Raw genomic sequence first — 23,822 nt, forward strand, 5'->3', positions numbered from 1 at the left:
CCGCACGCGCGGGTCCCGTACGGGTTCCCGCGTGCGGCGCCCTCGGCGCACCCGCACCGGCCCCCGCCGGATGCAGGGGCCGGATGTCAGGGGTGACAGGGAGACAGGGAGACTGCCAGGGACGTCAGGAGAGCTTCACGGCGTCCGGGTTCTCCTTCAGCCAGGCGCGGACCGCCTCCTGCTCCTTGCCCTTGCCGGTCTGCTGGATCTTCGCCTCCAGCCCCGTGAGCTGCTCCTCGGTGAGCTTGAAGTCGCGCAGCCAGCGCGCCACCTCGGGCTCGTCCTCGGCGAAGCCCTTGCGGGCGAGCGTGTGGATGCCGTCGCCCTTGCCCCAGGCGCCCTTGGGGTCCTCCAGCTTGGTCAGCTCGTAGGAGGAGTACGCCCAGTGCGGGGACCACAGCACGACGGCGACGGGCTCCTTCTTCTCGTAGGCCCGCTTCAGCTCGGCGAGCATGCCGGGGGTCGAACCGTCGACGACCTGGTACTCGCCCTCCAGGCCGTACTGCTTGAGGACCTCGTCCTTGAGGATCGACATCTCGCCGGCGCTCGGCTCTATGCCGATGATCCTGCCCTTGAACCGGTCGGACTTGCCCTTGAGGTCGGCCAGGGAGCGCACGTCCTTCACGTACGAGGGGACGGACAGCTCCAGGGAGGTCGGGCCGTACCAGGAGCCGAGGTCCTCCAGCTTGTTCCCGTACTTCTGCCAGTACTGGGCGTGGGTGACGGGCAGCCAGGAGTCGGTCTGGAAGTCGATGCCGCCGCCGGCGAGGCCGGTGTAGAGCGCTCCGGCCTCCAGCTGGCGGGCGTCGACCTTGAAGCCGCGCTGTTCCAGGAGTTCCTTCCAGAGGAAGGTGGAGGCGATGCCCTCGTCCCAGGGGATGTAGCCGAGGGAGACGGTGCGGCCCTTGCCGGTGTTCGCGGCGCCGGCCGGGCCGGCGTGGGCCTCGCCGGATCCGGCGAAGGTGTTGAGGGCGCCCGCGGCCAGGGCCAGGACGACGACTCCGGTCACGGCGTGGGCGGGCTGGGGGCGGTGGCTCCACAGCCGGGCCACGCCGCCCGCGGCGGACCGGGCCTTGGCCAGGGCGCGGCGGCCGAGCGGGGAGACCTGGCGGCCCAGGGCGCCGGTCATCCGGTCGAGGTACATGGCCAGGATCACGATCGACAGGCCCGCTTCGAAACCGAGGCCGATGTCGACGTTGCCGATGGCCCGGTAGACGGCGCCGCCGAGCCCGCCGCCGCCCACCATGCCGGCGATGACGACCATGGAAAGGCCCAGCATGATGACCTGGTTGACGCCGGCCATGATCGTGGGCAGGGCCAGCGGCAGCTGGAGGCGGAGCAGGATGTCGCGCGGCGTGGTGCCGAAGGCCTCGGCGGCCTCGACGAGTTCGCCGTCGACCTGGCGGATGCCGAGCTCGGTCATCCGGACGCCGGGCGGCAGCGAGAAGACGATCGTGGCGATGATGCCGGGGACGACGCCCACGCCGAAGAAGATGACGCCGGGGATCAGGTAGACCATGGCCGGCATGGTCTGCATGAAGTCCAGCGCGGGGCGCAGGAGCGCGCTGACCCGGTCGGAGCGTGCGGCGAGGACGCCGAGCGGGACGGCGACCACCAGGGTGATGAGGGTCGCGACGAGGACCAGGGACAGCGTGGACATGGCCTCGGACCACAGTCCGAGGGAGTCGACGAGTGCCAGGCCCGCGAAGGCGAGCAGGCCGGCGAGCAGGCCGCGCAGCCACCAGGCGACGACGGCCAGGATCCCCGCGAAGAGGAGCGGGGTGGGCGCGGACAGCACCGCTTCGATGCCGTCGTCGAGGCCGGTGACGAGGGAGCCGATGGCGTCGAAGAGCCAGGAGAGGTGGCGCTGGAGGAAGTCGACGCCGTGGTCGGCCCAGACTCCGAGGTGCAGGCGGGGCATCAGGCGGCCACCTCCGTGCAGCGCACCGGGGGACGCCGCTCGTCGCCGATGAACCCGACGAGGCGGCCCTGCGGGACGGAGCCGACGACGGCGCCGTCCGCTCCGGTGACGGCGACCGGGTGGGGGACGCGGACGCTGACGGCGCACACGTCGGCGAGCGGGGTGTCGGCGCTCACGGTGGGACAGCCGCACGACAGGTCGGCGCCGGCGGGGGCCGGTGCCATCACGGCGTCGGCGGTGAGGACGCGCGAGCGGTCGACGTCCTGGATGAAGGAGGCGACGTAGTCGTCGGCGGGGCGGGTGAGGATGTCCTCGGCGGTGCCCTGCTGGACGACGCGGCCGTCGCGCATGACGGCGATGCCGTCGCCCAGGCGCATGGCCTCGTTGAGGTCGTGGGTGATGAAGACGATCGTCTTCTTCAGGGTGCGCTGGAGTTCGAGGAGCTGGTCCTGCATGTCACGGCGGATCAGCGGGTCGAGGGCGCTGAAGGACTCGTCCATGAGGAGGAGGTCGGCGTCGGTGGCCAGCGCGCGGGCCAGCCCCACGCGCTGCTGCATCCCGCCGGACAGCTCGTCGGGCCAGGAATTCTCCCAGCCGCCGAGCCCGCACAGCTCCAGGGCCTCCGCGGCCCTGCGCTCGCGCTCGGCCCGGGGGACGCCCTGGACCTCCAGTCCGTAGCCGGCGTTCTCCAGGACGTTGCGGTGCGGGAACAGCGCGAAGTGCTGGAAGACCATGCTGATCCTGGTGGAGCGGACGCGGCGCAGCTCGCGCGGGTCGAGGGCGGTGAGGTCCTCGCCGTCGAAGAGGACGCGCCCGGAGGTGGGCTCGAGGAGCCCGTTGAGCATGCGCAGCAGGGTGGACTTGCCGGATCCCGACAGGCCCATGACGACGAAGATCTGACCCGGTTCCACTCGGAACGAGACGTCGATCACGGCGGCCGTCGTACCGTCGGCGCGCAGCGCCTCGCGGTCGGCGCCTTCTTCGAGCGCGCGGACCGCGGACGCCGAGTCGTCGGGGTTCCTGCCGAACACCTTGTACACGTGCTCGGTCTGGAGCGTGGACACATACACCTCACGGGTCGTACCTGAGACGACTCGCCGCCTTCCGGAGGACCGGGGGGCGGCGAGCCGCGGAGCGGGACGGGATCGGCCCGTGTGCGCCCCGCGCCGGCCCAAAGAGCCGGAGCGCGGAGTTCCGCTCCAGCGCCCGCCTTCCCGGCATTAACCGCAGCAAACGCAAAGGTGAGCCAGCTCACGGTCCCGGCCCGTTTCGGCGGAGCACCGCCCCCGGGTGGCGGCGCCGACCCCCGACCGGAGGGGCCGACCCCCGACCGGAGGGGCCGACCCCCGACCGGAGGGGCCGGGCCGTGGACCGGAGGGGCCGGGCCGTGGACCGGAGGGGCCGGGCCGTGGACCGGTCGTGGCCGGGCGGCGGTCGTACCGCGGGTCCGGCCGTGGCGGGACCCCCTCTTGCCCATCCGGAAGGGCGATGCCGCGCAGGCGCCCCGAGCCCGTCCGCGCAGAGCGGCGGCCACGACGGCAGCACCCGGCCCACCGGGTGCGCAGCGTCTCGGCGCCGGCGCGTGCGGCGATCCGCAGGGTCGAGGAACAGGAGAGGTGGCCCGACGCGGTCGCGCGTGCGCCCGCTCACATCGACTCGACCCTCAGGCAGCCCGGGCACTGCCTGAACGCCTCCGAAGCCCAATCCCCCGGGACGACGCCCGCGAGGACCTGGAACAGGCGATGCCGCACCCTCCCCCGGGGCCGGACGCGACCCGGGGGGGGCACCGTACCCCGCCGGAGCCCAACCGCGGGGAGTCCGCGGTATTCGGCTGGCACCGGACCAGGGTGCGGGAACGCTGCCGGGCGCAGACTCGTACTGGATCCGGGCGGTCACTCCCGGCATCCGGGCCACCTCCGCGATCGGCCGGTCCGTCACCGCGACCGTCACCCCTCACGATCGCCTCAGCGGGTCGCTCCGGCCCTGTTCACGACCGTGGAAGCCGCCGCAACGGCAACCCGGGCCCCGACGGACGCGGACGGGGTCGGTGTGGCGGGCGCTGCGCTTCCGGTTCGGGACCGGTCTCACGCCACCGTCCGGCGTCTCCTCAACTCGGCGAGCCAGATCCGCACCTGCTCGTCGTCGTGCAGGAAGCCGCCGCCCCGACCCGCAGGAAGGTCGATTCCGTGCAGCAGGTCCAGTGCCCACCAGGAGAGGTCGTCCCAGTCCAGCTCGTCCCGTGCCACCCAGCCGGCGGCCCAGCGGTCCGCCTCGTCCCGCGTGAGCCGACCCTCGACGAGCGCAGCAAAACGGTCCTCGATCTCGTCCGGAGTCGGCTGGGGAGTGGCACTCATGCCCCGACCGTACACGCGGGGCGGTCGGGGCCGGCATGCGATGATGCCCACGATTCCCGGACGGAGGACGTTTGTTCGTTTTTGTGTGTGCAGGGTGCGACGCCGACCTGACCGCCCCGCTGTCCCAAGTTGCCCTGCCGGTCCACGCCCACCAGCAGTACGGCAACGGAGCCCAGCTCCCGGTGCTGATGGACCCCGGAACCTTCGCCGTGGAACCGGAGCCCTGGGGGCCGCCCTGGCGGAAATGGGCGGAGATCGACCCGGACGAGGCGGAGGCGCGCGGCATCTACGCACCCGTCCACGCGCTCTCCGACAGCGCGCCCGGCGCGGTCGTCATCGCACCCGGCGAGGCCCACGGCACCGTCCTGATCCCGGAGAACCGTGGCACCAGCTACTGCTGCGGCCTCGACGGGGCCGGCGGCCCGAACACGGGGTGCGCGGCCTGCGGCCGGCCCGTGGCGACCCGGATCGACGACTGCTCGCTCTGGCAGGCGGTCTGGCTCGACCCCGTCGCCGTGCGCCGCGTCCCCGTCGGCGGCGGCGAAGAGCCGCCGCTCTCCTGGCCCGAGCTGCTGGAGGCGCGGGAGGCCACGCCCCCCTTCGAGTCCATAGGCTCTTGGGGGTGCGGGCCCGGGGTGGAGAAGTGGTGGTCGTCGTGGAGCCCCCGGTGGGAAGCGGCAGCGGGCCGTGCCCTCGCCCACTTCCTCGTGGCGTCGGACGGGCGGCCGGTGACCGTCCCGGACGGCCTGACCGCAGAGGTGTTCCAAGGCGCCCTCGACTCCCTGCTGCCCGCGGGCCCGCCGGCCCGGCACGCCGTACTCGCCGGCCCCGGCCTGCCCGCCCCCGACGCGGCCGCGGGCGCCCTTCTCGTACCCACCCATCCGCAGAGCGGGCAGACCTGGAGCCCCGACGGCCCGGCCGCGTCCGCGTACCGGGTCCCCCTGCCGTTCGGCGTGTGGCGGTACCTGGCCTTCCCCGAGCCGCACCCGGCCATCACAACGACACTGAGCCGGATGCCCGCCGGCATGCTGCGCGAGGACCACCCGGTCCCCCCGCCCCACCACCACCCCCCGTTCCGAGTCGACTCGCGAACCTTCCGCGACACCCTCGTCCGCCTCCCCGCCATCCGCACCCCCTGGCTCCGCACCCTCCTCGACAACCTCACGCGCAACACGCCGGCCGGCATCTTCTAGGGGCACCGTCCGGCGGGCCGGAGGCACGGCCGATGGGTGTCTACCCCTGGACGCTGACGTGGGGGCGACATCGCGGTGCGCCACGAAGAGTTCGGCACGCGGCGCAGCTCGGAACCGTTGGCAGGTTCCGCCGTGCACCCGGACCAGGTCCAAGATGCGATCCACAGCTCGACACCGACGGCACCGGATCGCTCCGCCTGCAGCACAAACGCAGTCGACCTGCCCGAGCAACGCGAGATCAAGAAGATCTCCTCGTGGGCGGCCATTTTGTTTGCACCCACGTTGGTCGGAACCATCTACGGCATGAACTTCGAGTACATGCCCGAGCTGAAGTGGGCAGGCGGCTACCCCTTCGCAATCCTGCTGATGGCAGTGGTTTGCGTCAGCCTGTACGTCATCTTCAAGAAGCGCGACTGGCTGTAGACAGCGAGCAACCCCCACCGGTCATCTTCGCTACAGCGAATACACCTGAGGAGGCAGTTCGGGGTTCCGGGGAGAATCTGGGGAGAATGCGCCGCGCCGGGGAGCAGGCTCGCGCGGCGCTCCAGGACGGTAGGCGAGCGAAGCCGCCAGCCTCATTAACACCGCTGAGGCTCCCGAGGCCAATACACACCTGCTCTGGTGCCGCCCTCCGCGCCAAGTCCTGACCGCAGGCCCCACGTGACCCCCGCTGCGCTTTGAGGGAGGTGCCTGGCTGACCCGGCAGGACATCAGAGGCGGCCCTGTGCCGATAGACAGCAACGAGCCCCGGGCCACGACCGATTCACGGTCTATAGCTCACTCGCTTATTGCCGGCATGTGGAACACCCGGTGGAAGGGCGTGCCAGCACTGCTGCCGGGAGGCCAGGTGAACGCACCGACCCAGACCGGGGCTGGCGAAGATCGTCTGCTGTAGTTATCCGGCATGCGTGTCTGCGACAACTCCGGCGTTCAGCATGGACGTTGACCAAAGCCCCTGCGCCGCGTCCCTTCAAGAACTGCGCAGGGGCTGATCGACAACGCCCTGGGGGCCTGCCTTGTTCCACCGTACGCAACTCTCTACCTCCGAGTCACGCACCCTGCCCGCTCCCCCGCCCAGTCGTCGCCCGCGATGGCACCGGCTCCGCCCGTACACGCGAACCGCAGCCCACGGACTCGTACGCGGTGTATTCACAGCGATCGGCGGGGGAATCTTCGCCACAGTCGCCTGGTACGTCCAGGCCCGATAGCAGCTGATGGTGCGGTCTGAGACCAGGCCGCACCACCTACCCGGCCACGGATTCAAGACAGCGGAGCGAACATGCGTGTTCTGGGCCTCATCATCGACGACCACTCATGGTTCTTCCGGAACCGCGTCCCTGGGCTGCCAGCAGAGGAAGCCCAGCGGGCGGCAATCCGCAGATGGGCTGTGGAGAACGGCCATGAACTCCTCAGCATCCACGAATACACCAGCTCATCCCACCGTGTGGCGGAGACGTACCTCGCCGGTACCATCCAGGCCGCCCTCATCGCCACCGAGCGCGTCCTCGACGCACCCCTCCACCTCTGGCCAGAGTGGATCGCGGGAGGCATAGGGGAGTACCGACACATGCGGGTACTCGACCGCGGCATCCCCCAACTGATCGCCACCGACACAGGCCAGCCCGTCGACGTGATCCAGCGGCGCTGGACCGCTCGCCGAGCCGTACCGGACCCTCCATCCCACCAGTCAATCCCACTCACTCAGAATCGGCGCATGCAGAGCGCCCGCAGAGACAAGAAGGCCAAGGGCGGGTACGCCTTCGGCGCACCTCCCTTCGGCTGGATCGCCTACCAAGGCTGGCTCCTGCCCGACGTGGATGAGCAGGAGACTCGCACCAGGGCGCTCCAGCTGAGGGAGGAAGGCAAGACGCTTCGACAGGTCTGCGACCTACTGGACGCCGAGGGCTTCAGCACGCGGAGCGGCGCAAGATGGACGTCCGGCACACTCAGTCGGATCCTCGACCGCCCTCCCCCTCCCCCGGAAAGCATCCACCCGCCTACCGAGCCCTACACAGACCTCTACGACAAGGCCGTCGCCGCCAAGCTCCGCAGAGCGGGATGGCGCCGGTGATTCCAGGACTCCCGCGAGGTCCAGCGGACCCGGACGGCAGGTCGCTAGCTGCCCCAGGCCCCAGGGTGGGAAAGCTCTCAGACCGTACGGCCGAAGTAGGCGGCAAGCCGGTCGAGTGCGGGGCGCTCTCGGGAGCAATATTGGGCAGGCCGAACATGCCGGTCTGAGGGCGGGCGGGATCGGGTAGTTTCCGTACCAGGTCTGAAAGACCACCTCGACGGTGTCCGGGTGGCCGGCGCGGTCCAGGCCGGTGGCAGGCGCAAGTCGGCCATGCGCGGCCCGAGCCCGCCGCCGGGCAACCGCAACGACTGGCGACTCAGCTCCTCCGTCTGCGGCTTCGCCCCTGCCCTCTTCCCTGCTCGGCATATCGCCAGTAGCCCCTGCCGCCCCCTAACAGATCACGGACAGTGACATCGGCTTCTGAGCGGGGCCACGCGTCAGCCCTCATCCGCAAGCGGGCGACGGCTCGTGCCGCCTGCCAGTAAGGGCAAGAACGGGCTGCGGCAGCCGTCGCACGGCAGCGTCCACCCCAGCGCACTCTGGGCGCGGGCTCGCGCATCATGGCCCGCACCGCTACTGACGACGCCATAATGGAGCAGCTCGGCGGACGCATCCCGTGGTCAGCTACCTGTGACAACAACCCGCGTGGCAAGCAGAGTTCGATCGGGTCTGGTGCAGGTTCGGGTGACAGGTTCAGTCACGCGGCTTGGAGGGCCGGTGTGGTCATGACGGTCTCGTATTCGACGGGGGTCAGGCGGCCGAGTGCGGCTTGTCTGCGGCGTCGGTGGTAGGTCCGCTCGATCCAGGTCACGATCGCGATCCGCAGTTCCTCCCGGGTGGTCCAGGTGCGGCGGTCGAGGACGTTCTTCTGCAGCAGGCTGAAGAAGGACTCCATGGCCGCGTTGTCGCCGGCCGCCCCGACTCTGCCTATCGATCCGGCCATCCGGTGACGGTCGAGCGCCCGGACGAATTTCCTTGATCGAAATTGCGATCCGCGATCGGTGTGCAGGATGCATCCGTCCACGTGTTCACGCCGGGCCACGGCGTTATTGAGGGCGGTCACGGCCAGGCGGGACTTCATCCGCGCGTCGATGGAGTAGCCCACGATCCTGTTGCTGAACACATCCTTGATCGCGCAGAGATACAGCTTCCCGTCACCGGTGGCGTGCTCGGTGATGTCGGCGAGCCACAACCGGTTCGGGCCCGCCGCGGTGAAGTCACGACGGACGAGATCGTCGTGCACCGGCGGGCCGGCCTTCCCGCCACGGCCGCGCTTCTTGCCGAACACGCTCCACCAGCGGTTCTCCCGGCAGATCCGCCACGCCGTCCGGTCCGCCATCGCCGCCCCGGCCCCGCGTGCCTCGTCGGCCAGGAACCGGTAGCCGAACTCCGGGTCCTCGCGGTGAGCGTCGAACAGCGCGTTCGCGCGATACGCCTCCTCCAGCACGGCGTCGGCCACCGGCTTGTCGAGCCACCGGTAGTACGGCTGCCTGGCGAGCTTCAGCACCCGGCACGTCACCGTGACGGACACCCTGTCCCCGGCCAGCTCCTTCACGAGCGGGTAGATCCTTTTCCCGGCAGATGCGCCTGAGACAGATACGCCGCGGCCCGACGCAGGACCTCGTTCTCCTGCTCCAACAGCTTGATCCGCCGACGTGCCTCCCGAAGTTCCACGCTCTCCCGGCTCGTCGTCCCGGCCTTGGTCCCGTCGTCGATGTCCGCCCGGCACATCCACTTCCACAACGTCATCGGATGGACCCCGAAATCGGTGGCCACCTGCTCGACCGTCACACCCGGACCACGGTTCCTCGCGACCCGCACGACGTCCTGGCGGAACTCTTCCGGATAAGGCTTCGGCACAGCGACATCCTTCCCACCTGCCCAACAAGGCAAGCCAGTTCAGATGTCACCCGATCGAGCGGCAGACCCATCTCGGCAGTGCCCTAGGATCCCGCCATGACGCATCCTCCGGAGCCAGCGGGCACGAACAGCCCTGAGACCGAGCAAGCGAGGAACCGCCACGAGCGCGTGCTCCGCATCCTCCGCGGCGAGTTGGGCGAGGAGGTGGTACTCAGTCGAATCAAGGAACTCGGCGGCGGTTACACCGGTGCCGAAGTCGTGCTGGCCGATGTCATGCGCGCCAACCGCCCCGAGCCTGAGGGGCATGTGATCCTCAAGGTTTCACCGGACTCCGGGGAGCGTCAGCACGAGGCACACCAGCGGTTCACGACAGACCTCGGCACCTATGGCGGGCGGCATCTGCCACAGCTGCACCTGTCAGCCGCCGACGATCGGCTCCGCGTCGACGTCTACGGTATTGCCGGGGAGTCCCTCGTGCATGTAAAGGCAGCTGACCAATCCGGATCCCTGGTGCTGGTCGACGCATGCGGTGAGGTGAGCGGCGGGTTGCTGACCGCCCAACTCGGCCAGAAGACTGGCGGAGGTATGAAGACCGTCCGCGAGGTTCTCGAGGCCTGGCTGGGCGTGGGGTTCCCGCAGGGGAGGCGGGGCCGTGCGCTGCAGGAGACCCGGAGGATGGCCGGGATCTCGGGCACCACCTTCGTCCTGGGAACCAGGGTCTTACCCGATCCGTGGTCGCTACTGGGCGAGACCGAGCTGATGGATGGCGAGATCTTCGTCCTGGAGGGCGCCTCCCATGGCGACCTGCACCTGCGCAACATCCTGATCGACATGGCGCGCAAGGATGAAGTGCACTACTGGCTGATCGACGTGAACTGGGGTACGGCGAAGCCGCTGTTCTACGACCAGGCCTATCTGGAGACAGCGGCACTGCTCGCCATGGAGGACCGGCTCAAGAGGCCGGGACCCGCACAGGCCCTGATCACCGTAGATACGGGTGGCATCTTCGAGATCGGGGGACAAGACTTCGGACATGTGGTCGAGCGCATCCGCGGCAGGGCTCTGCGCACAGTCGCCGAGCGGGAGCCGAGCCGCGGGGACTCCCTCGAACGACTCTTCAGGCTGGCCCGGCTGGGTGCCTCCCTGAACTTCGCGGCCAAGAACATGCCAGAGTCCCTGAGGACCGAGGCCTACCGGATGGCTGGCTGGAACGCCCTTCAGTACCTCGACCACTATCACCACGAGCTTCTGGGCCGCATGTTGGCCGAGTCCGTCGACCCTCACCCCGCGCAGAACAGCTTCGACGGATCTGCCATGCCGACACCGGCGTCCGACGCAGTCGCCAAAATGAAGGAGCGACTGGCACCCCTGGTGGCCGCCGTACACAGCGGAACCGACGGCTTCCTCATCGTGGAGGACGGGGTTCTCGACGAAAACATGGTGCACCTGCTGGCGCACCGCTGGTCGGTGATCATCGATCTGAACCCGCAGAGCGAGGCCAGTGGTCCAGCCGCGCTGTTCAACGAGGACACAGCTGCCTACGCCACAGCCTTCCGGGGCGTCCACCCGTCGCCCCCGGCAGCGCGCAACGCCGTGCCCTGGGTCATGGCCGGTGGATGGGGGAGTCACGGTGAGCAGGCCCCCGAGGGCTTCCGCGAATGGCGCCACGTCTACAAGCAGGTCATGGAGGATGTCCTCAGTCAGCACCGGGCGTCCAGCGCCAACCGGTCGGCGATCGTCGTCTGCGTCACCGCCGACAGCGAGGAGGACAGCCGCACCCGGTGGATCCGGGAGGAGATCGAGGATCTCTACCACGAATCGTTCGACGCTCTGCAGGTGGCGGGTTCCAGCCCCGCCTTCCGGGCCCTGCTCGACGAGTTCGCCCTCGGCCAGCCGACGCGGCCGGTGGGCGCTTCCACAACCCTGCCAGGGGTGGAGGGACCAGTACCAGTACCTCAGAAGTTGCTGGTCCAGCTTGAGGCCGATCTCGTGGTGTTGCATTCGCAGACCATCGAGGCCGAGCTTCGCGACGAGCCATCCGACGAGTTCTGGCGCGGTCGTCCGGCGAGCTGGCTGGATCTGGACAACAGGCTGGACATCCCTCGGGACCTGGGTACCGAGCTCAAGAGCACCATCCTGGACGTGTTGGAGCGGCAGAGCACGAAGAGTCTGGAGCTGTTCCACACCCCGGGCGCGGGCGGCTCGACCCTGGCACGGCGCGTGGCGTGGGACTTGCACCGGGACCACCCCGTAGTGCTGGTCGATACATACAGCCCGGGAACCATCGAACGAGTGGACCAGATCTACCGGCTCACCGGCCGAACGGTCCTGGTGGTGGCAGAGAGCGCCGACGTGTCCCAAAGTGAGCGGGAGGAGCTGTACCGCAAACTCAAGCAGCTGAACGCACCCGCAGTCCTCCTCTGGGTCACCCGGACGTCTCCGCGTACCGGGCCGCGCAACAGCGTGGACAGGCCACTGCTGAAAGATGCCGACGACCGGAAGTTCTTCCTTGGCGACTTCATGTCGCAGCGCGAGGTGGCACAGTTCCGCAAGGAGTACGCCCAACGGGCGCGCACTCCCCGGGCAGCGGCCGCGGTACAGGCGCTCGGGCCGGTCGGCCTCCCGCAGCAGCTCTCCCCGTTCCTCTTCGGCCTGATCGCCTTCGAAGACGACTTCCAAGGAACCGGGAAGTACGTCAAGGCGCATCTGAGCGAGTTCTCCGCGGAGGAGCGGCGGGTTGCCGGCTATCTGGCCCTGATCACCGCTCACGCGCAGCGGGGAGTGCCCAACTCACTCGTCCGTCGCTGGCTGAAAGGGGTGTGGAGGGGCCACACCGCGGCCGCCAACGACTCCCGGGATGGTCTGGAGGACGTCCTGGGCCGAGCTCTGCGCCGACTCGTCGTCGCATACGGCGACGGTGTGCGGATCATGCACCCGACGATCGCCCGGGTGCTTCTGGAGGCGGTCATCGACGCCGCCCGGGGGCAGCACGGCTGGGCCAGCAGGCTGGCGGACCTGGCCGTCGAGTTCATCGACCAGGTGGCGGGACGGATGGGCGATGACGGCGTGGGGCGCGACCTTCTGGAGCACCTGTTGATCAACCGAGGGAACACGGGAGGCCGGCAGAAGCCATTCTCCGACCTGATCCTGACCCTTGGCGGCAACGACTACCGGGAGGACGCCTACCGCGTACTGCTGCAGCTCACCCGCCGGTACCACGCGGAGCCTCACTTCTGGATGCACCTCGGGCGCTACTACCAGCGGTACAAGGGGCTCCAGGACGGCCAGGCCCAGAAGTACATCGAGAAGGCGATCGAAATCGCCCCCAGGCCCGACTCCACGCTCCACCACGCGCTGGGTCTCCTCCACCGCGACGCGGTGCAGGACGCACTGAAGTTCTACCAGGGCAGTGCGCACGATGCGCTGGAATTCGTCCTCGGTCGGTACGAGAGCGGGCTCAGGTCGTTCGAGGAAGGCCGTGGGATCAATCCCGAGGGCGAGCACAACTACGTGACCGCCGTAGAAATGATCGCGGCTGTGCTGGAACAGCTTCCGCGGCTCGCTGGATGCCGCAGGCTGCAGGACCTGGTGGACTCCGGAAGCGACGTCGGGCGTTGGGCGGATACGCAACTCCGCCTGGCCCTCTCACTGCTGGAGGCCTGCGAGTCCGTTGATCCGGAAAATGGTGGCAGCGGGTACTTTGTTAAGGCGCGAGACCGCATCGACGGAGTCACCGGCACCCCGACGGAACTGATCCTTGCATGGCGTGATGTGTCCCTCAAGTCGCGGGCTCACGAGGGTTTCGTCGTGGCTCTCGCCCGAGAGCTACTCAAGGACGAGGCGGTTGCGGAGCAACACGAGTCTGAGGACGTCTTCAGAATGGCCGTCGGGTTCTTCGATTCTGCTTTCGAGCAGCGTGATGGGGACCTAGCGGATCACGATCTGGAACTCTGGTTCCGGGCCTTCCGGAAACTGCCCGAATACACCGATGGCGCGGCCCTCGCCCGCTTCAAAGAGGTGTCCGAGAACCGCAACAGTCCGGTGGCCTCTTACTACCTGTACGTTATCCACTTCATGAGGTGGCTCGATGGGGAGGAGTACGACCAGCAGGTGGCCGCCCGCTATCTGGCGGAGGCGAAGAGGTTCACTACTCGCCGCGACTCGCGGTGGAGCTACGAGTGGGCGGCCAAGCGGACGGGCCGCGACGAGGAGTTCTCTGGGTCCCTCCTGGCGTACCACCGGGACCTCGGTGAGCGCCGTCACAAGACCAGCGACTGGGAGCGCTCCGCCGAGATCTGCCGACGTATCCGCGGCGTGGTGCGGAAGATCGACGGGCGTGACGCTCAAGTCGCCGTCGAGGGCGGCGAGATGCGGGCCTATTTCCCGCCAGGCAGCAAGTTCCACGCGAGCACTCACGTCAACAAGATCGTGGAGTTCGATCTAGGATTCGCCCAGGACGGGCTGCGTGCCTGGCGGGTCGAGCTGGCCCAGGAGCAGCGGCTCCACCGCAACCTGCGGGAAGTGGCCCCACTGTCCGCGCACAAGGGCCCGCCGTCGTATCGGTCCGACGCAGTCCTGGTAGCCGAGGTACCTGCGCCCCGCCCGCCGATCCAGGTGTCTGCACAGATGCGGCAGCAGGCTGTGCAGCGGGCCAAGGAGGACGCCCGAGCCGCCTGTCAGCTCGTTATCGACGAGTTGCTGTCCATCGCCGTGGAGGACGGTGACGTCACCTCGTACCTCATCGGTGCGCAGTTGCAGAGGACATTCGGCGACACACGGTACAAGGAAATGCGGGGGCGGCAGAAACTCCGCGTCTTCGTGGAGAGCCTCGGGTACTCCACCGTACTCACGAAGGACGGACAGTTCGCGGTCCCGCCTATCGGCAAGAAGCAGCGGGATAGCCGCCAAGACGACTGAACCGGGGGGCGGCGCGGAGGCCAGAAGCGCCGCCCTCAGTAGGTAGTGCTGACGGAGGCAGGGCGTGGCCACGCATCGCTCACCCACACGGTACGTAGCCGTCACACCGCCGGCATCACGCCCCTGGCCAGCGGCGATGCGGCTTCGGGGGCCAGCCATGGCTGGGGAGAATCTGGGGAGAATGAAGCCCCGTTGGGGAGCGGCTGGGGAGGGTCGGCCGCATCAATCCGCAGTACGGCGAAAGGGCAGGAAAGGCGGATCGTCGCAGGTCAGACCGCCCGCATTGCCGGTTTCCGCAGGTCAGCTGTGTGAGGGCGACAACTTCAAGAAAATCTCCTCCTGGGCCGCCATCCTCTTCACCCCCACCCTGATCTGGACGATCCGCAGGGGGCCCTGCCGGGCGGCACGGCGTTCCGGGGGCGGGTTGTGGTGGTGTGTGGGCCGGCGGGCCGTGGGGAGGGCGGTGGTCGCCTTGTCGGAGGGGACCGCCGCAGTGGTCAGGGTGGGGAGGTGGCTGTCGCGTAGTAGCGGCGGCAGCCGCTCAGCATGCCTTCCGCGGAGAGGGTGAAGACGTCGACGAAGTCACGCTGCTGGGGCGCCAGTCTGCCCATGGCGATCACGCAGTCCCCGTCGGCGACGATCCGCGTGATGAGGTGCCGGGCCCCGGGCGGGCGGGGCCCCTCCAGTTCCGCCCCGAGGGCGCCGGCGTCCAGGAGGGAGCCGTAGCCGTCGAGGTCTCCTGCGTCGAGGTAGTCGTAGGCGAGGCGTACGTGGTCCACCCCGGAATCGGTGACGACACGGCTCGGATCACGCCGTCCGGTGTACCGGCTGTCCATCGAGGGGTCCTTTCCTACGGCCGCCCCGCGCGGTCGCGGTCCAGCGGTGCGGTGCGGTGCGGTGGGTACAGCTTCCGGGAGGGCCGCAACTTGCCGCTATCGCGCCCCTATCACGCGGCCGGAGTGACCCGCGCCCACCGCGCGGACGGGCCCTCCGCAAGGCTCCGGCCTGCACGGACGGGCCTGCGGGACCCCAAGGCCAGAGGGCCGGTTTTCGGCCAACGACGCTTCATCGCCACGAAATCTCCACGCCATGGACAACAGCTCATGCGTTCGGCCAGACTGACCGGGCCGCTCAACCACCTCACAAGCGCGGCTCCAGCTGGGAGACTCATGACCGTTTCGCCCGGCGGGGCACGGCACGCTCTCGAACCGGTGGCCTTCCGGATCCTCGGCCCCCTCTCGGTCATCGGCGCGGTCGGCCCCGTCCGCGTACCGCCGGGACGGCAGGAGGTCATCCTGGCCGCGCTCCTGCTGGAGGCCGACCGCGTCGTCAGCACCGACTACCTGGTGGACCTGATCTGGGAGGACGAGCCCCCGGACACCGCCCGCACCCAGGTCCAGATCTGCGTCTCGCGGCTGCGGAAGCTCTTCACCAAGGCGGGGGTCGCCGCCGCCATCACCACCCGCCCGCCCGGGTACGTGCTCAAGACCGAGGGCGAGCTCGTCGACGCCGTGCTGTTCGCCCGCCGGGTGGCGGACGCGCGGATCGCCGCCCGTCAGGGCCGTTTCGGGACGGCCGCCGAACTCCTGCGTGAGGCAGATGAGTTGTGGGAGGGGGCGTGCCTCAGCGGGATACCCAGCGAGAGCCTGCGGGGCAAGGCCCTCCAGCTCGACGAAGAGCGGATGACGGCCACCGAGACCCGCATCGAGCTGGAGCTCGACCTCGGCCGCCACCACCAGCTGGTCGCGGAGGTCCAGACCCTGGTGCGCCAGGAGCCGCTCCGCGAACGGCTGCGCGGGCAGTTGATGCTGGCCCTGTACCGGTCGGGCCGCCAGGCCGAGGCCCTGGAGACCTACCGGGTCGGGCGGGAACTCCTCGTGGAGGAGCTGGGCCTGGAGCCCGGCAGTGAACTCCGCGGCCTGGAGGCGGCGATCCTCTCCGGCGGGGTGCCGCCCGCACCGGCCCTGGACGCCGAACCTGCCGCTCCCGGGCCGGCCGGGGTGGGGGCTGCCGGTGGCCCGGGCAGCCCCGTACCCGGCTCCGGACCGGCCCCCTCCGCCGCCGCCGGAACCGCCCCCGCAACCGCCCCGGGAGCCTCGGCCGGGCCGGCCGGTCCCGCGGTGCGCGCGCCCGGGCCGGACGCCCTGCCGCGCACCAGCGGCCTGCCCGGTTCCCCCGCCGGCCCCGGCACCGGCCCCGCATACGCCGCCGCCCTCCCCGGGGAGGCGACGGACCCCGGCGCGCCCCTCGCCGGGGGCGCTGACCCTGCGGGGCGGACCTCCGAAGGAACCGCACCGGCCGCTGCCGAGGAGACCCCGCGGCAACTGCCCGCCGACACCTCCGACTTCGTCGGGGACGAGCAGCAGCTCGCGGCGGTCGAACGGGTCCTGCTCGGGGAGGACGGGCGCCGCGCCGTGGGCCTGGCCGTGATCGTCGGCAAGCCCGGCACCGGCAAGTCCACCCTGGCCACACACCTGGGCCACCGGCTCGGCGAACACGCCTTCCCGGACGGCCAGTTGTACTGTGACCTGCGGGGCACCACGGGATCCCCGGCCACCGCCGCGGAGGTGCTCGGCCGCTTCCTGCGGGCCCTGGGCATCCCCGGCCCGGTGATCCCCGAGTCCCAGGACGAGCGGGCCGAGATGTACCGCACCCTGCTGGCCCGGCGCCGGGTCCTGGTGGTCCTCGACGACGCCGCCTCCGAGAGCCAGGTGTGGCCCCTGCTGCCCGGCAGCAGCCGGTGCGCGGTCCTGGTCACCAGCCGGGTCCGGCTGACCGCGCTGCCGGGGGCGCACCGGGTCGAGCTGGACGTGATGGACACCGAGCGGGCCCTGGAACTGCTGGGCCGGGTGATCGGCGACGACCGGCTCGGACGCGAGCGGGTGGCTGCGGAGGCGCTGATCCGCACGGTGGGCGGGCTGCCGCTGGCCCTGCGGATCGTGGCCGCGCGGCTCGCGGCCCGCCCGCACTGGAGCCTGGCCTCGATGGTGCAGCGGCTCGCCAACGAGCGGTACCGGCTGGACGAGCTGACGCACGGCGAGATGACCATGCGGGCGAGCCTGTCGCTGACCCACGACGGGCTGGGGGCGGAGGACCGGAGGCTGCTGCGGCTGCTGAGCCTGGCCCAGGGGCCGACCCTGCCGGGCTGGCTGGCGGGGGCGCTCCTCGACGACCACCGGCCCTTCCCCTCGGACCTGTTGGAGCCGCTGGTGGACGTGCAGATGCTGGACGTGGTGGGCGTGGAGTCCACCGGCGGGTTCCGGTACCGCTTCCACGAGATCATCCGGGTGTTCGCCCGGGAGCAGCTGGCCCTCCACGACGAGCCCGCCGTGCAGACGGCGGCGCTGGAGCGGATGCTGGGCGGCTGGCTGTCGCTGGCCGAGCAGGCGCACCGGCGGATCTACGGCGGCGACTTCACGGTGCTGCACGGCACCGCCCCGCGCTGGGTGCCGCCGGAGAGCTGCGTGTCGGAGCTGCTGGTGGACCCGCTGGAGTGGCTGGACAGCGAGCACGCCAATCTGGTGCAGGCCGTGGAGCACGCGGCGCGGGCCGGGATGGACGAGCTGTGCTGGGACCTGACGGCGACCCTGGCCACCCTGTTCGAGGGCAAGGGGTACTTCGACGACTGGGAGCGGACCCACCGGCGGGCCCTGGAGTGCGCGCGTGCGGCCGGGAACACCCGGGGTGCGGCGGCCCTGCTGAGTTCGCTGGGCGTGCTCTACCTGGGGCGCAGCCAGCAAGAGGAGTCGCGGGCGGCGCTGGCCTCGGCGCTGGACCTGTTCCAGGAGGTCGGGGACCGGCAGGGGCTGGCGCTCTGCCACCGGGACCTGGCGCTGCTGGAGCGGATGCGCGGGGACGAGGAGCGGGCGCTGACCCTGTACGACCGGGCGCTGCGGGATTTCGACCAGGTCGGTGACGTGGTGGGTCGGGCCATCGTGCTGACCCAGAGCGCGCACATCTGGATGCGCCGGGGCCAGGTCACGGCGGCGCAGTCCCGACTGGACGAGGCCCTGGGCATCTACCGTTCGGTGGGGTACACCGGCGGGCAGGCGCGGACCCTGCGGCGGGCCGGCCAGCTCCAGCAGGGGCAGGGGGAGCACGAGCGGGCGGTGCGGACCTTCATCGAGGTCCTGGAGCTGTGCCGGGACGACGGTGACGTGATCGGCGAGGGCCACCTGCTGCGGGACCTGGGGAACGCGCACGCCGAGCTGGGGCGCCGGGAGGCGGCCCGCGGCTTCTACGCGCAGGCCCTGACGGTCCGTGAGCAGATCATGGACCACGGCGGGGCGGCGCTGGTGCGGCTGGACCTGGCGCGGCTGCTGTCCTCGGGCGGAGCGGCGGACCGGGCGCGGGCGCGCGAGCTGCTGGACACGGCGGTACGGGCGTTCCGTGAGCGGCGGATGGCGCCGGAACTGGCCGAGGCGGAGCGGATGCTCGACGCGGTGGGCCCGCTGCGGACGGCCGTGGTGCCGGCGGTGCCCGTGGGGTCGGAGTCGGCAGCCGGGGTGGGTCTGCTGGGGCCGGCGGCCGGAGCGGGCCTGGTGGGGCCGACCGGAACGGGGCTGCTGTCCGGGGGCGGCCCGGTGTCCGGCGCGATGTCCCTGGGCTGACCGCCTGCGGTGCGGGTGGTGCCGGGGCGCTGACGGGGCGTTCGGCCTGCGGGGCCGATCCGGGCCGTACCGGCCGTGCCGGGGCCGAGGCGGGTCATGCCGGGGGCCGAGACAGGTCGTACCAGGGGCCGATCCGGGGGCCGAGACAGGTCGTACCAGGGCTGGGCCCAGGTCCAGAGGCCGTGCCGGTCCGGTGCCGCGAACGTCGGCCTGCGGGGGCTACCGCGAGGTCGCAACCGGGGCCGTACCGAGGCCAGGACGGGTCGTGCCAGGGCCGTGGCCGAGGCAGGTCGTGCCAGCTGCCGGAACGGGTCGTGCCGGGGCCGAGGCGGGTCGTGCCGGGGCTGGGGGGCCGGGGAGCGTGCCAGTCCTGCCGGGGGGCGCGGTGGGTGGTGCGTCGGGGGTCGTGGGGGTGCCGGGGCCGGCGGCCGGGCCGGTGTCAGTCCCAGGGGTTGGTGCCCGTGCTGGAGGACGGCGACGGGGTGGCCTGCGGGGCGGCCGGGGCCGGGGCGGTGACGCCGGTGGGGGTGGGGCCGGTGGCGGCGTCGGCCTGGGCGATCTGGGTTCCGACGAGGGTGGCTCCGGCGATGGCGACGGCGACGAGGGCGGCGCGGAGGGCGGGGGCGAGGTTCATGTCCGGGTCCTTTCGGCGGTGCGTCCCGGCTGTTCCGGGCCGCTTCCTTCCTTGTGGGCACCACGTTAGGAAGGGCCGGAATCCCGGCACCGTCCCCGCCGTTATCGCCGCGCTATCACGGGACGGTCAGCGCCGGGCAACCCGTGATGGCGGTGAGGACGGCCGCCCGGCGGGGACGGTGCCGGGGATAGCGTCCGGGCTCCGCGGCGGGCGCGCCGGGAGATGCCGCCGGGATAAGGGCGCTGCCGACGATGGGGCCAGGAACCGGGCGCCACCACCCCAGCCCGGTCGTTCCCCACCACCTTCGCCGGGAGCGCCATCGTGAACACGATCACCGTGCAGTCCGTCCCCTCCTCCGCCGTCCGCCCGACCGCACCCGCGGCCCCCGCCTCCCCGGCCGGAGCGGGCCCCGCGCAGGGCTCCACCCCCCTCGGCTCGCTGATCCGGGCGCACCGGCTGCGCATCGGGCTGACCCAGCGGGAGCTGGCCGACCTGTCCACCATCAGCGTGCGGGCCATCCGCGACCTGGAGCAGGGCAGGGCGAGACGGCCGCGTACGGACACGGTCCGGCTGATGGCGGACGCCCTGCGGCTGGGTCCGCGGGCCCGGGCGGCGCTGGAGGCGGCAGCCCAGCAGGGCCGCGGCACCGGCGGGGGCTGGGCGGAGCCGCCGGCGCCGCCGACGGCCCTGCACGCGATGGCGGGCCGGGCGGGCGAGGAGACCGTCCTGGCGGGCGAGCTGGCGGCGGCGACGGAGCGGCTGGTGAACGTGGTCGGGCTGGCCGGGTCGGGGAAGACGCGGCTGGCGCTGGCGGTGGCGGAGCGGCTGCACGGGACGGGCCTGCCGGTGCTGTGGCACGCCCTCGGGGGCGGCGCCGCCGAGTACCTGGGCTGCCACGACCGCGAACTGACGGGCCGTCTGACCGCGGTGGCGGCCGACCTGTTCGGGTTCGGGCCGGGGCCGGACGGGTCGGCCGCCGGGGACACGGCGGCCCTGGCGGAGCTCCTCGGCGAGGCCCCGGCGCTGCTGGTGCTGGACGGGGCGCCGTCCGTGGCGCCGCGGGTGGACCGGCTGACCGGTCTGCTGCGGGCCTGCCCGGGACTGCGGCTGCTGGTGACCTCGGACGCGCCCTGGGGGGTGCCCGGGGAGCGGATCTTCCTGCTGTCGCCGCTGGCGGTACCGGAGGAGGGTGCGGACCCCGGCGCCAACCCGGCGGTGCGGGTCTTCCTGGACCACGTGCGGCGGACCCGGCCGGAGTTCACCGCGGGCCCGGCCGAGCTGGAGCGGGCCGCCGGGGTGTGCCGGGTCCTGGACGGGCATCCGGGTGCGCTGGCCGCGGCCGCCTCCTGGCTGGTGGTGTACGACCTGGCGGCGCTGTACCGCACCCTGGCCGAGGACCCGGCCGCCCTCCTGGACCACCTGGGCGGTGCGGGCGGCGGATCCGGGCTGCGGGAGACCCTGCTGGAGCGGCTGGGCAGGCTCCCCGCGGGCCCGCGGGCCCTCCTCGACGCACTGTGCGCCGCGCCCGGCGGTGATCTGCCGGGGCCGGACCGCGGCCGGGAGCTGGCCGATCTGACCGCCCTGACCGGGCTGGCGCTGCCGGAGTGCGGGCGGCTGCTGCGCGAACTGCTGCTCAGCGGGGCGGTGCGGGCCGAGCACCGGGACGGCACCTCGCGGTTCCGGGTGCTGGGGCCGGTGCGGGCCGCCTGGGCCTGCCGTGCCGGGACAACTGCCGCCGCACGCTGATCTGCTCCCGGAGTGCCGGAGCAACTGCCGCCCGGGCGTGCCGGGCGGGGCTTGGATGACGTACGGCGAGAACGACCCGAGGGCCGCACCGGCCGGGCCGGGACTTCCGACCCCGAGACGAGACCGAGGAGCACCCGCATGTCCCCCAACGCTTCTGCACAGGGCACCGCGCACGGGCCTGCCGCTGTGCGGCTGCCGCTGTCGGCGGCGCAGCGCGACATCTGGATGGCCCACGGCCTGGACGCCTCGGGCTGCCGGTACAACATCGGCGAGTTCCGGGAGCTGACCGGGCCGCTGGACGTGGAGCTGCTGGCCCGCTGCTGGTACCGGCTGGCGGCCGAGGCCGATGTGCTGCGGGTCCGCGGGGTCGGCGCCGGTGAGGACGGGGTGCCGTGGCAGCAGGTGTGGGCGGAGCCCGGTGACCGGGCGCTGCGACGCGTGGACCTGGGCGGGGCGGCCGATCCGGTCGCGGCGGCCCGGGCCTGGATGGACGAGGAGCTGGCCCGCCCGTTCGACCTGGCGCAGGACTGGCTGTCCCGGCACGTCCTGATCGCGGCGGGCCGCACCGCGGCGGGCGAGGAGCGCTGGTTCTCCTTCCACGCCTACCACCACCTGGCGATCGACGGGATGGGCGTGGCCCTGCTGGACCAGCGGCTGGTGGAGCTGTACGAGCGGGCGTCGGCCGGGGAGCCGTGGGGGGATTCCCCGTTCGGGGCGCTCGCGGAGCTGCTGGCGGAGGACGCGGAGTACCGCTCCTCCGCCGAGGGCGCCGCGGACCGGGCGTACTGGGCGGAGCGCCTGGCCGGGCTGCCGCCCGTACCGCGGCTCGCGGAGGGCCACACCGGGAGGAGCGTGCCGGGGGCGCTGCCGTTCGTGCGCCGCACGGTGGTCCTGGGGCCGGAGCGGGCGGAGCGCCTGAAGGCGGTGGCGCGGGAGCACCGCACCCCATGGACGATGCTGGTGATCGCGCTGGTCGCGGCGTACGTGCACCGGGCGGGCGGTACGGACGAGCCGGTGCTGGGCCTTCCGGTGACGGGGCGCCGCACCGAGCTGGCGCGCCGCACCCCGGGGATGCTGTCGAACGTGGTGCCGCTGCGGGTGCCGGTGCGGGCCGACGGCTCGCTGGCCGAACTCCTGCTGACGGTGCGGGAGGTGGCCCGGGAGGGCCTGAAGCACCAGCGGGCCCGGTACGAGGACGTGTGCCGTGACCTGGGGCTGGGCGAGTCGGACCGGCGGATCGCGGCACCGCTGGTGAACATCATGGCGTTCACGCCGGGGATGCGGTTCTGCGGGCTGCCGACCACGCAGCACAACCTGGGCAACGGGCCCGTGGAGGACCTGGCGGTCGGCGTGTACGACCTGGGTCCGGAGGGCGGGCTGCGGGTGGACTTCGACGCCTCTCCGGAGGTGTGCGACATCGAGGGGGTGGCCGGCCACCAGGACCGGTTCGCCGTCTTCGTGGAGCGGTTGCTGGCGGACACGGGACTGCCGTTGTCGCAGGTCCCGCTGCTGGGGGCCGAGGAGGAGCGGCGGGTGCTCGGCGGGTGGTCCGGGCGAGCCGTCCCGCACACCGGAGAGCCGGTGCTGACGGCCCGGTTCGAGGAGCAGGCGCGGCTGCGGCCGGAGGCTCCCGCGCTGGTCTTCGACACCGAGACCGTGACGTACGGGGAGCTGAACCTCCGCGCCAACCGGCTGGCCCGGCACCTCCGTTCACGGGGGCTGGGCCGCGGAGACCTGGCCGGCATCCTCCTGGAACGCGGGATCCCCTTCGCCGTGGCCGTCCTCGCCGTGGTCAAGACCGGCGCCGGATACGCCCTCCTCGACCCCGAGTTCCCCGACGAACGCCTCCGCGGCACCGCAGCCGAGGCCGGACTCCGGGTCCTGGTCACCGACAGCGCCCACGCGGGACGCGGGGTGCGGGGGCCTTGGACGGAGGTCCGTACCGACGCCGAGGCCACGGAGACCGACGAGTACGCCGACCACGACCTGGAGGTGGCGCTGACCGGGGACGACACCGCCTGCGTGATGTTCACCTCCGGCTCCACCGGACGCCCCAAGGGCATCCTGTCCACGCACCGCAACCTCGTCTCCACCGTCACCGGCCAGAGCTACGCCCACTTCGGGCCGGGCGAGGTGTTCCTCCAGTGCTCCCCCGTCTCCTGGGACGCCTTCAGCCTCGAATTCTGGGGCGCCCTCCTCCACGGCGGCACCACCGTCCTCCAGCCCGGACAACGACCCGAACCGGCTCTGGTGGCCGAGATGTCCACCCGGCACGGCGTGACGATGCTCCAGCTGTCGTCGAGCCTGTTCAACTACCTCACCGACGAGCACCCCGAGACCTTCACGACCACCCGCATCGTCTACACCGGGGGCGAGCCCGCCTCCCCCACCCACATCGCCCGCCTCCACACCCTCCACCCCCACCTGACCATCACCAACGGCTACGGCCCCGCCGAGTCCATGGGCTTCACCACCACCCACACCGTGGACCCCGGGGTCCCGGCGGGCGCCACCGT

The 23,822-nt window shown here is 71.6% G+C and carries 12 protein-coding genes and 1 pseudogene; 7 read left to right on the plus strand and 6 right to left on the minus strand.

From position 1 onward, the window contains the following. Positions 1-124: 124 nt before the first annotated feature. The 3 genes from AB0469_RS23095 to AB0469_RS23105 form a co-directional block, all read right to left on the minus strand. The gene (locus AB0469_RS23095) at positions 125-1,921 is read right to left on the minus strand and encodes an ABC transporter permease/substrate binding protein (RefSeq protein WP_366453307.1); all 1,797 of its coding nucleotides are present in this window, start codon (positions 1,919-1,921) and stop codon (positions 125-127) included. Then, the gene (locus AB0469_RS23100; RefSeq protein WP_366453308.1) at positions 1,921-2,985 is read right to left on the minus strand and encodes a betaine/proline/choline family ABC transporter ATP-binding protein; all 1,065 of its coding nucleotides are present in this window, start codon (positions 2,983-2,985) and stop codon (positions 1,921-1,923) included. Before AB0469_RS23100 ends, AB0469_RS23095 begins: the two co-directional genes overlap by 1 nt. Before the next feature lie 1,020 nt (positions 2,986-4,005). Then, on the minus strand, positions 4,006-4,275 hold the full coding sequence (locus AB0469_RS23105) for a hypothetical protein (protein ID WP_366453309.1): 270 nt from the start codon (positions 4,273-4,275) through the stop codon (positions 4,006-4,008). Between the two features lie 71 nt (positions 4,276-4,346). Here AB0469_RS23105 and AB0469_RS23110 point away from each other — a divergent pair, with 71 nt between their 5' ends. The 3 genes and pseudogenes from AB0469_RS23110 to AB0469_RS23120 all read left to right on the plus strand — a co-directional run bounded on the left by AB0469_RS23110 (position 4,347) and on the right by AB0469_RS23120 (position 7,539). Beyond that, complete coding sequence (locus AB0469_RS23110; RefSeq protein WP_366453310.1) at positions 4,347-5,468, plus strand: hypothetical protein; 1,122 nt, start codon at positions 4,347-4,349, stop codon at positions 5,466-5,468. Between the two features lie 234 nt (positions 5,469-5,702). Next, positions 5,703-5,891: pseudogene (locus AB0469_RS23115) on the plus strand (CorA family divalent cation transporter); the annotation flags it as partial. Between the two features lie 856 nt (positions 5,892-6,747). Next, on the plus strand, positions 6,748-7,539 hold the full coding sequence (locus tag AB0469_RS23120; protein WP_366453311.1) for a recombinase family protein: 792 nt from the start codon (positions 6,748-6,750) through the stop codon (positions 7,537-7,539). Between the two features lie 697 nt (positions 7,540-8,236). On the opposite strand, the gene AB0469_RS23125 is transcribed toward AB0469_RS23120, so the two are convergent. Next, a protein-coding gene (locus AB0469_RS23125) for an IS3 family transposase (protein WP_366453312.1) occupies positions 8,237-9,399 on the minus strand; the annotation gives its coding sequence in 2 pieces (ribosomal slippage) (positions 8,237-9,112 and positions 9,115-9,399; 1,161 coding nt in all). 96 nt (positions 9,400-9,495) lie between these two features. On the opposite strand from AB0469_RS23125, the gene AB0469_RS23130 reads away from it, so the two are divergent. Beyond that, entirely contained in the window at positions 9,496-14,316 is a 4,821-nt protein-coding gene (locus AB0469_RS23130) for a hypothetical protein (protein ID WP_366453313.1), read from the plus strand. 497 nt (positions 14,317-14,813) lie between these two features. On the opposite strand, the gene AB0469_RS23135 is transcribed toward AB0469_RS23130, so the two are convergent. After that, positions 14,814-15,152, minus strand: a complete 339-nt coding sequence (locus tag AB0469_RS23135) for a nuclear transport factor 2 family protein (protein WP_366453314.1) — start codon at positions 15,150-15,152, stop codon at positions 14,814-14,816. Positions 15,153-15,485: 333 nt separating this feature from the next. On the opposite strand from AB0469_RS23135, the gene AB0469_RS23140 reads away from it, so the two are divergent. After that, entirely contained in the window at positions 15,486-18,926 is a 3,441-nt protein-coding gene (locus AB0469_RS23140; protein ID WP_366453315.1) for a BTAD domain-containing putative transcriptional regulator, read from the plus strand. Between the two features lie 439 nt (positions 18,927-19,365). On the opposite strand, the gene AB0469_RS23145 is transcribed toward AB0469_RS23140, so the two are convergent. Further along, complete coding sequence (locus AB0469_RS23145; RefSeq protein ID WP_366453316.1) at positions 19,366-19,560, minus strand: hypothetical protein; 195 nt, start codon at positions 19,558-19,560, stop codon at positions 19,366-19,368. A gap of 321 nt (positions 19,561-19,881) precedes the next feature. Between AB0469_RS23145 and AB0469_RS23150 the strand changes: the two genes are divergently transcribed. Together AB0469_RS23150 and AB0469_RS23155 are read left to right on the plus strand one after the other, a co-directional pair. Continuing rightward, on the plus strand, positions 19,882-21,306 hold the full coding sequence (locus AB0469_RS23150) for a helix-turn-helix domain-containing protein (protein ID WP_366453317.1): 1,425 nt from the start codon (positions 19,882-19,884) through the stop codon (positions 21,304-21,306). A gap of 138 nt (positions 21,307-21,444) precedes the next feature. Then, positions 21,445-23,822, plus strand: a 2,378-nt coding sequence (locus tag AB0469_RS23155; protein ID WP_366453318.1) for an AMP-binding protein, incomplete at its 3' end; no start/stop codon positions are given.

This window comes from Streptomyces sp. NPDC093801 (assembly GCF_040701585.1).
Lineage (GTDB): Bacteria > Actinomycetota > Actinomycetes > Streptomycetales > Streptomycetaceae > Streptomyces.

What these genes read in the sequence shown, in the direction of transcription:
- AB0469_RS23140 (WP_366453315.1), top strand. Translation starts at nt 15,486, where the DNA reads ATGACCGTTTCGCCCGGCGGGGCACGGCACGCTCTCGAACCGGTGGCC.
- AB0469_RS23120 (WP_366453311.1), top strand. Translation starts at nt 6,748, where the DNA reads ATGCGTGTTCTGGGCCTCATCATCGACGACCACTCATGGTTCTTCCGG.
- AB0469_RS23105 (WP_366453309.1), bottom strand. Translation starts at nt 4,275, where the DNA reads ATGAGTGCCACTCCCCAGCCGACTCCGGACGAGATCGAGGACCGTTTT.
- AB0469_RS23095 (WP_366453307.1), bottom strand. Translation starts at nt 1,921, where the DNA reads ATGCCCCGCCTGCACCTCGGAGTCTGGGCCGACCACGGCGTCGACTTC.
- AB0469_RS23145 (WP_366453316.1), bottom strand. Translation starts at nt 19,560, where the DNA reads ATGAACCTCGCCCCCGCCCTCCGCGCCGCCCTCGTCGCCGTCGCCATC.
- AB0469_RS23130 (WP_366453313.1), top strand. Translation starts at nt 9,496, where the DNA reads ATGACGCATCCTCCGGAGCCAGCGGGCACGAACAGCCCTGAGACCGAG.
- AB0469_RS23135 (WP_366453314.1), bottom strand. Translation starts at nt 15,152, where the DNA reads ATGGACAGCCGGTACACCGGACGGCGTGATCCGAGCCGTGTCGTCACC.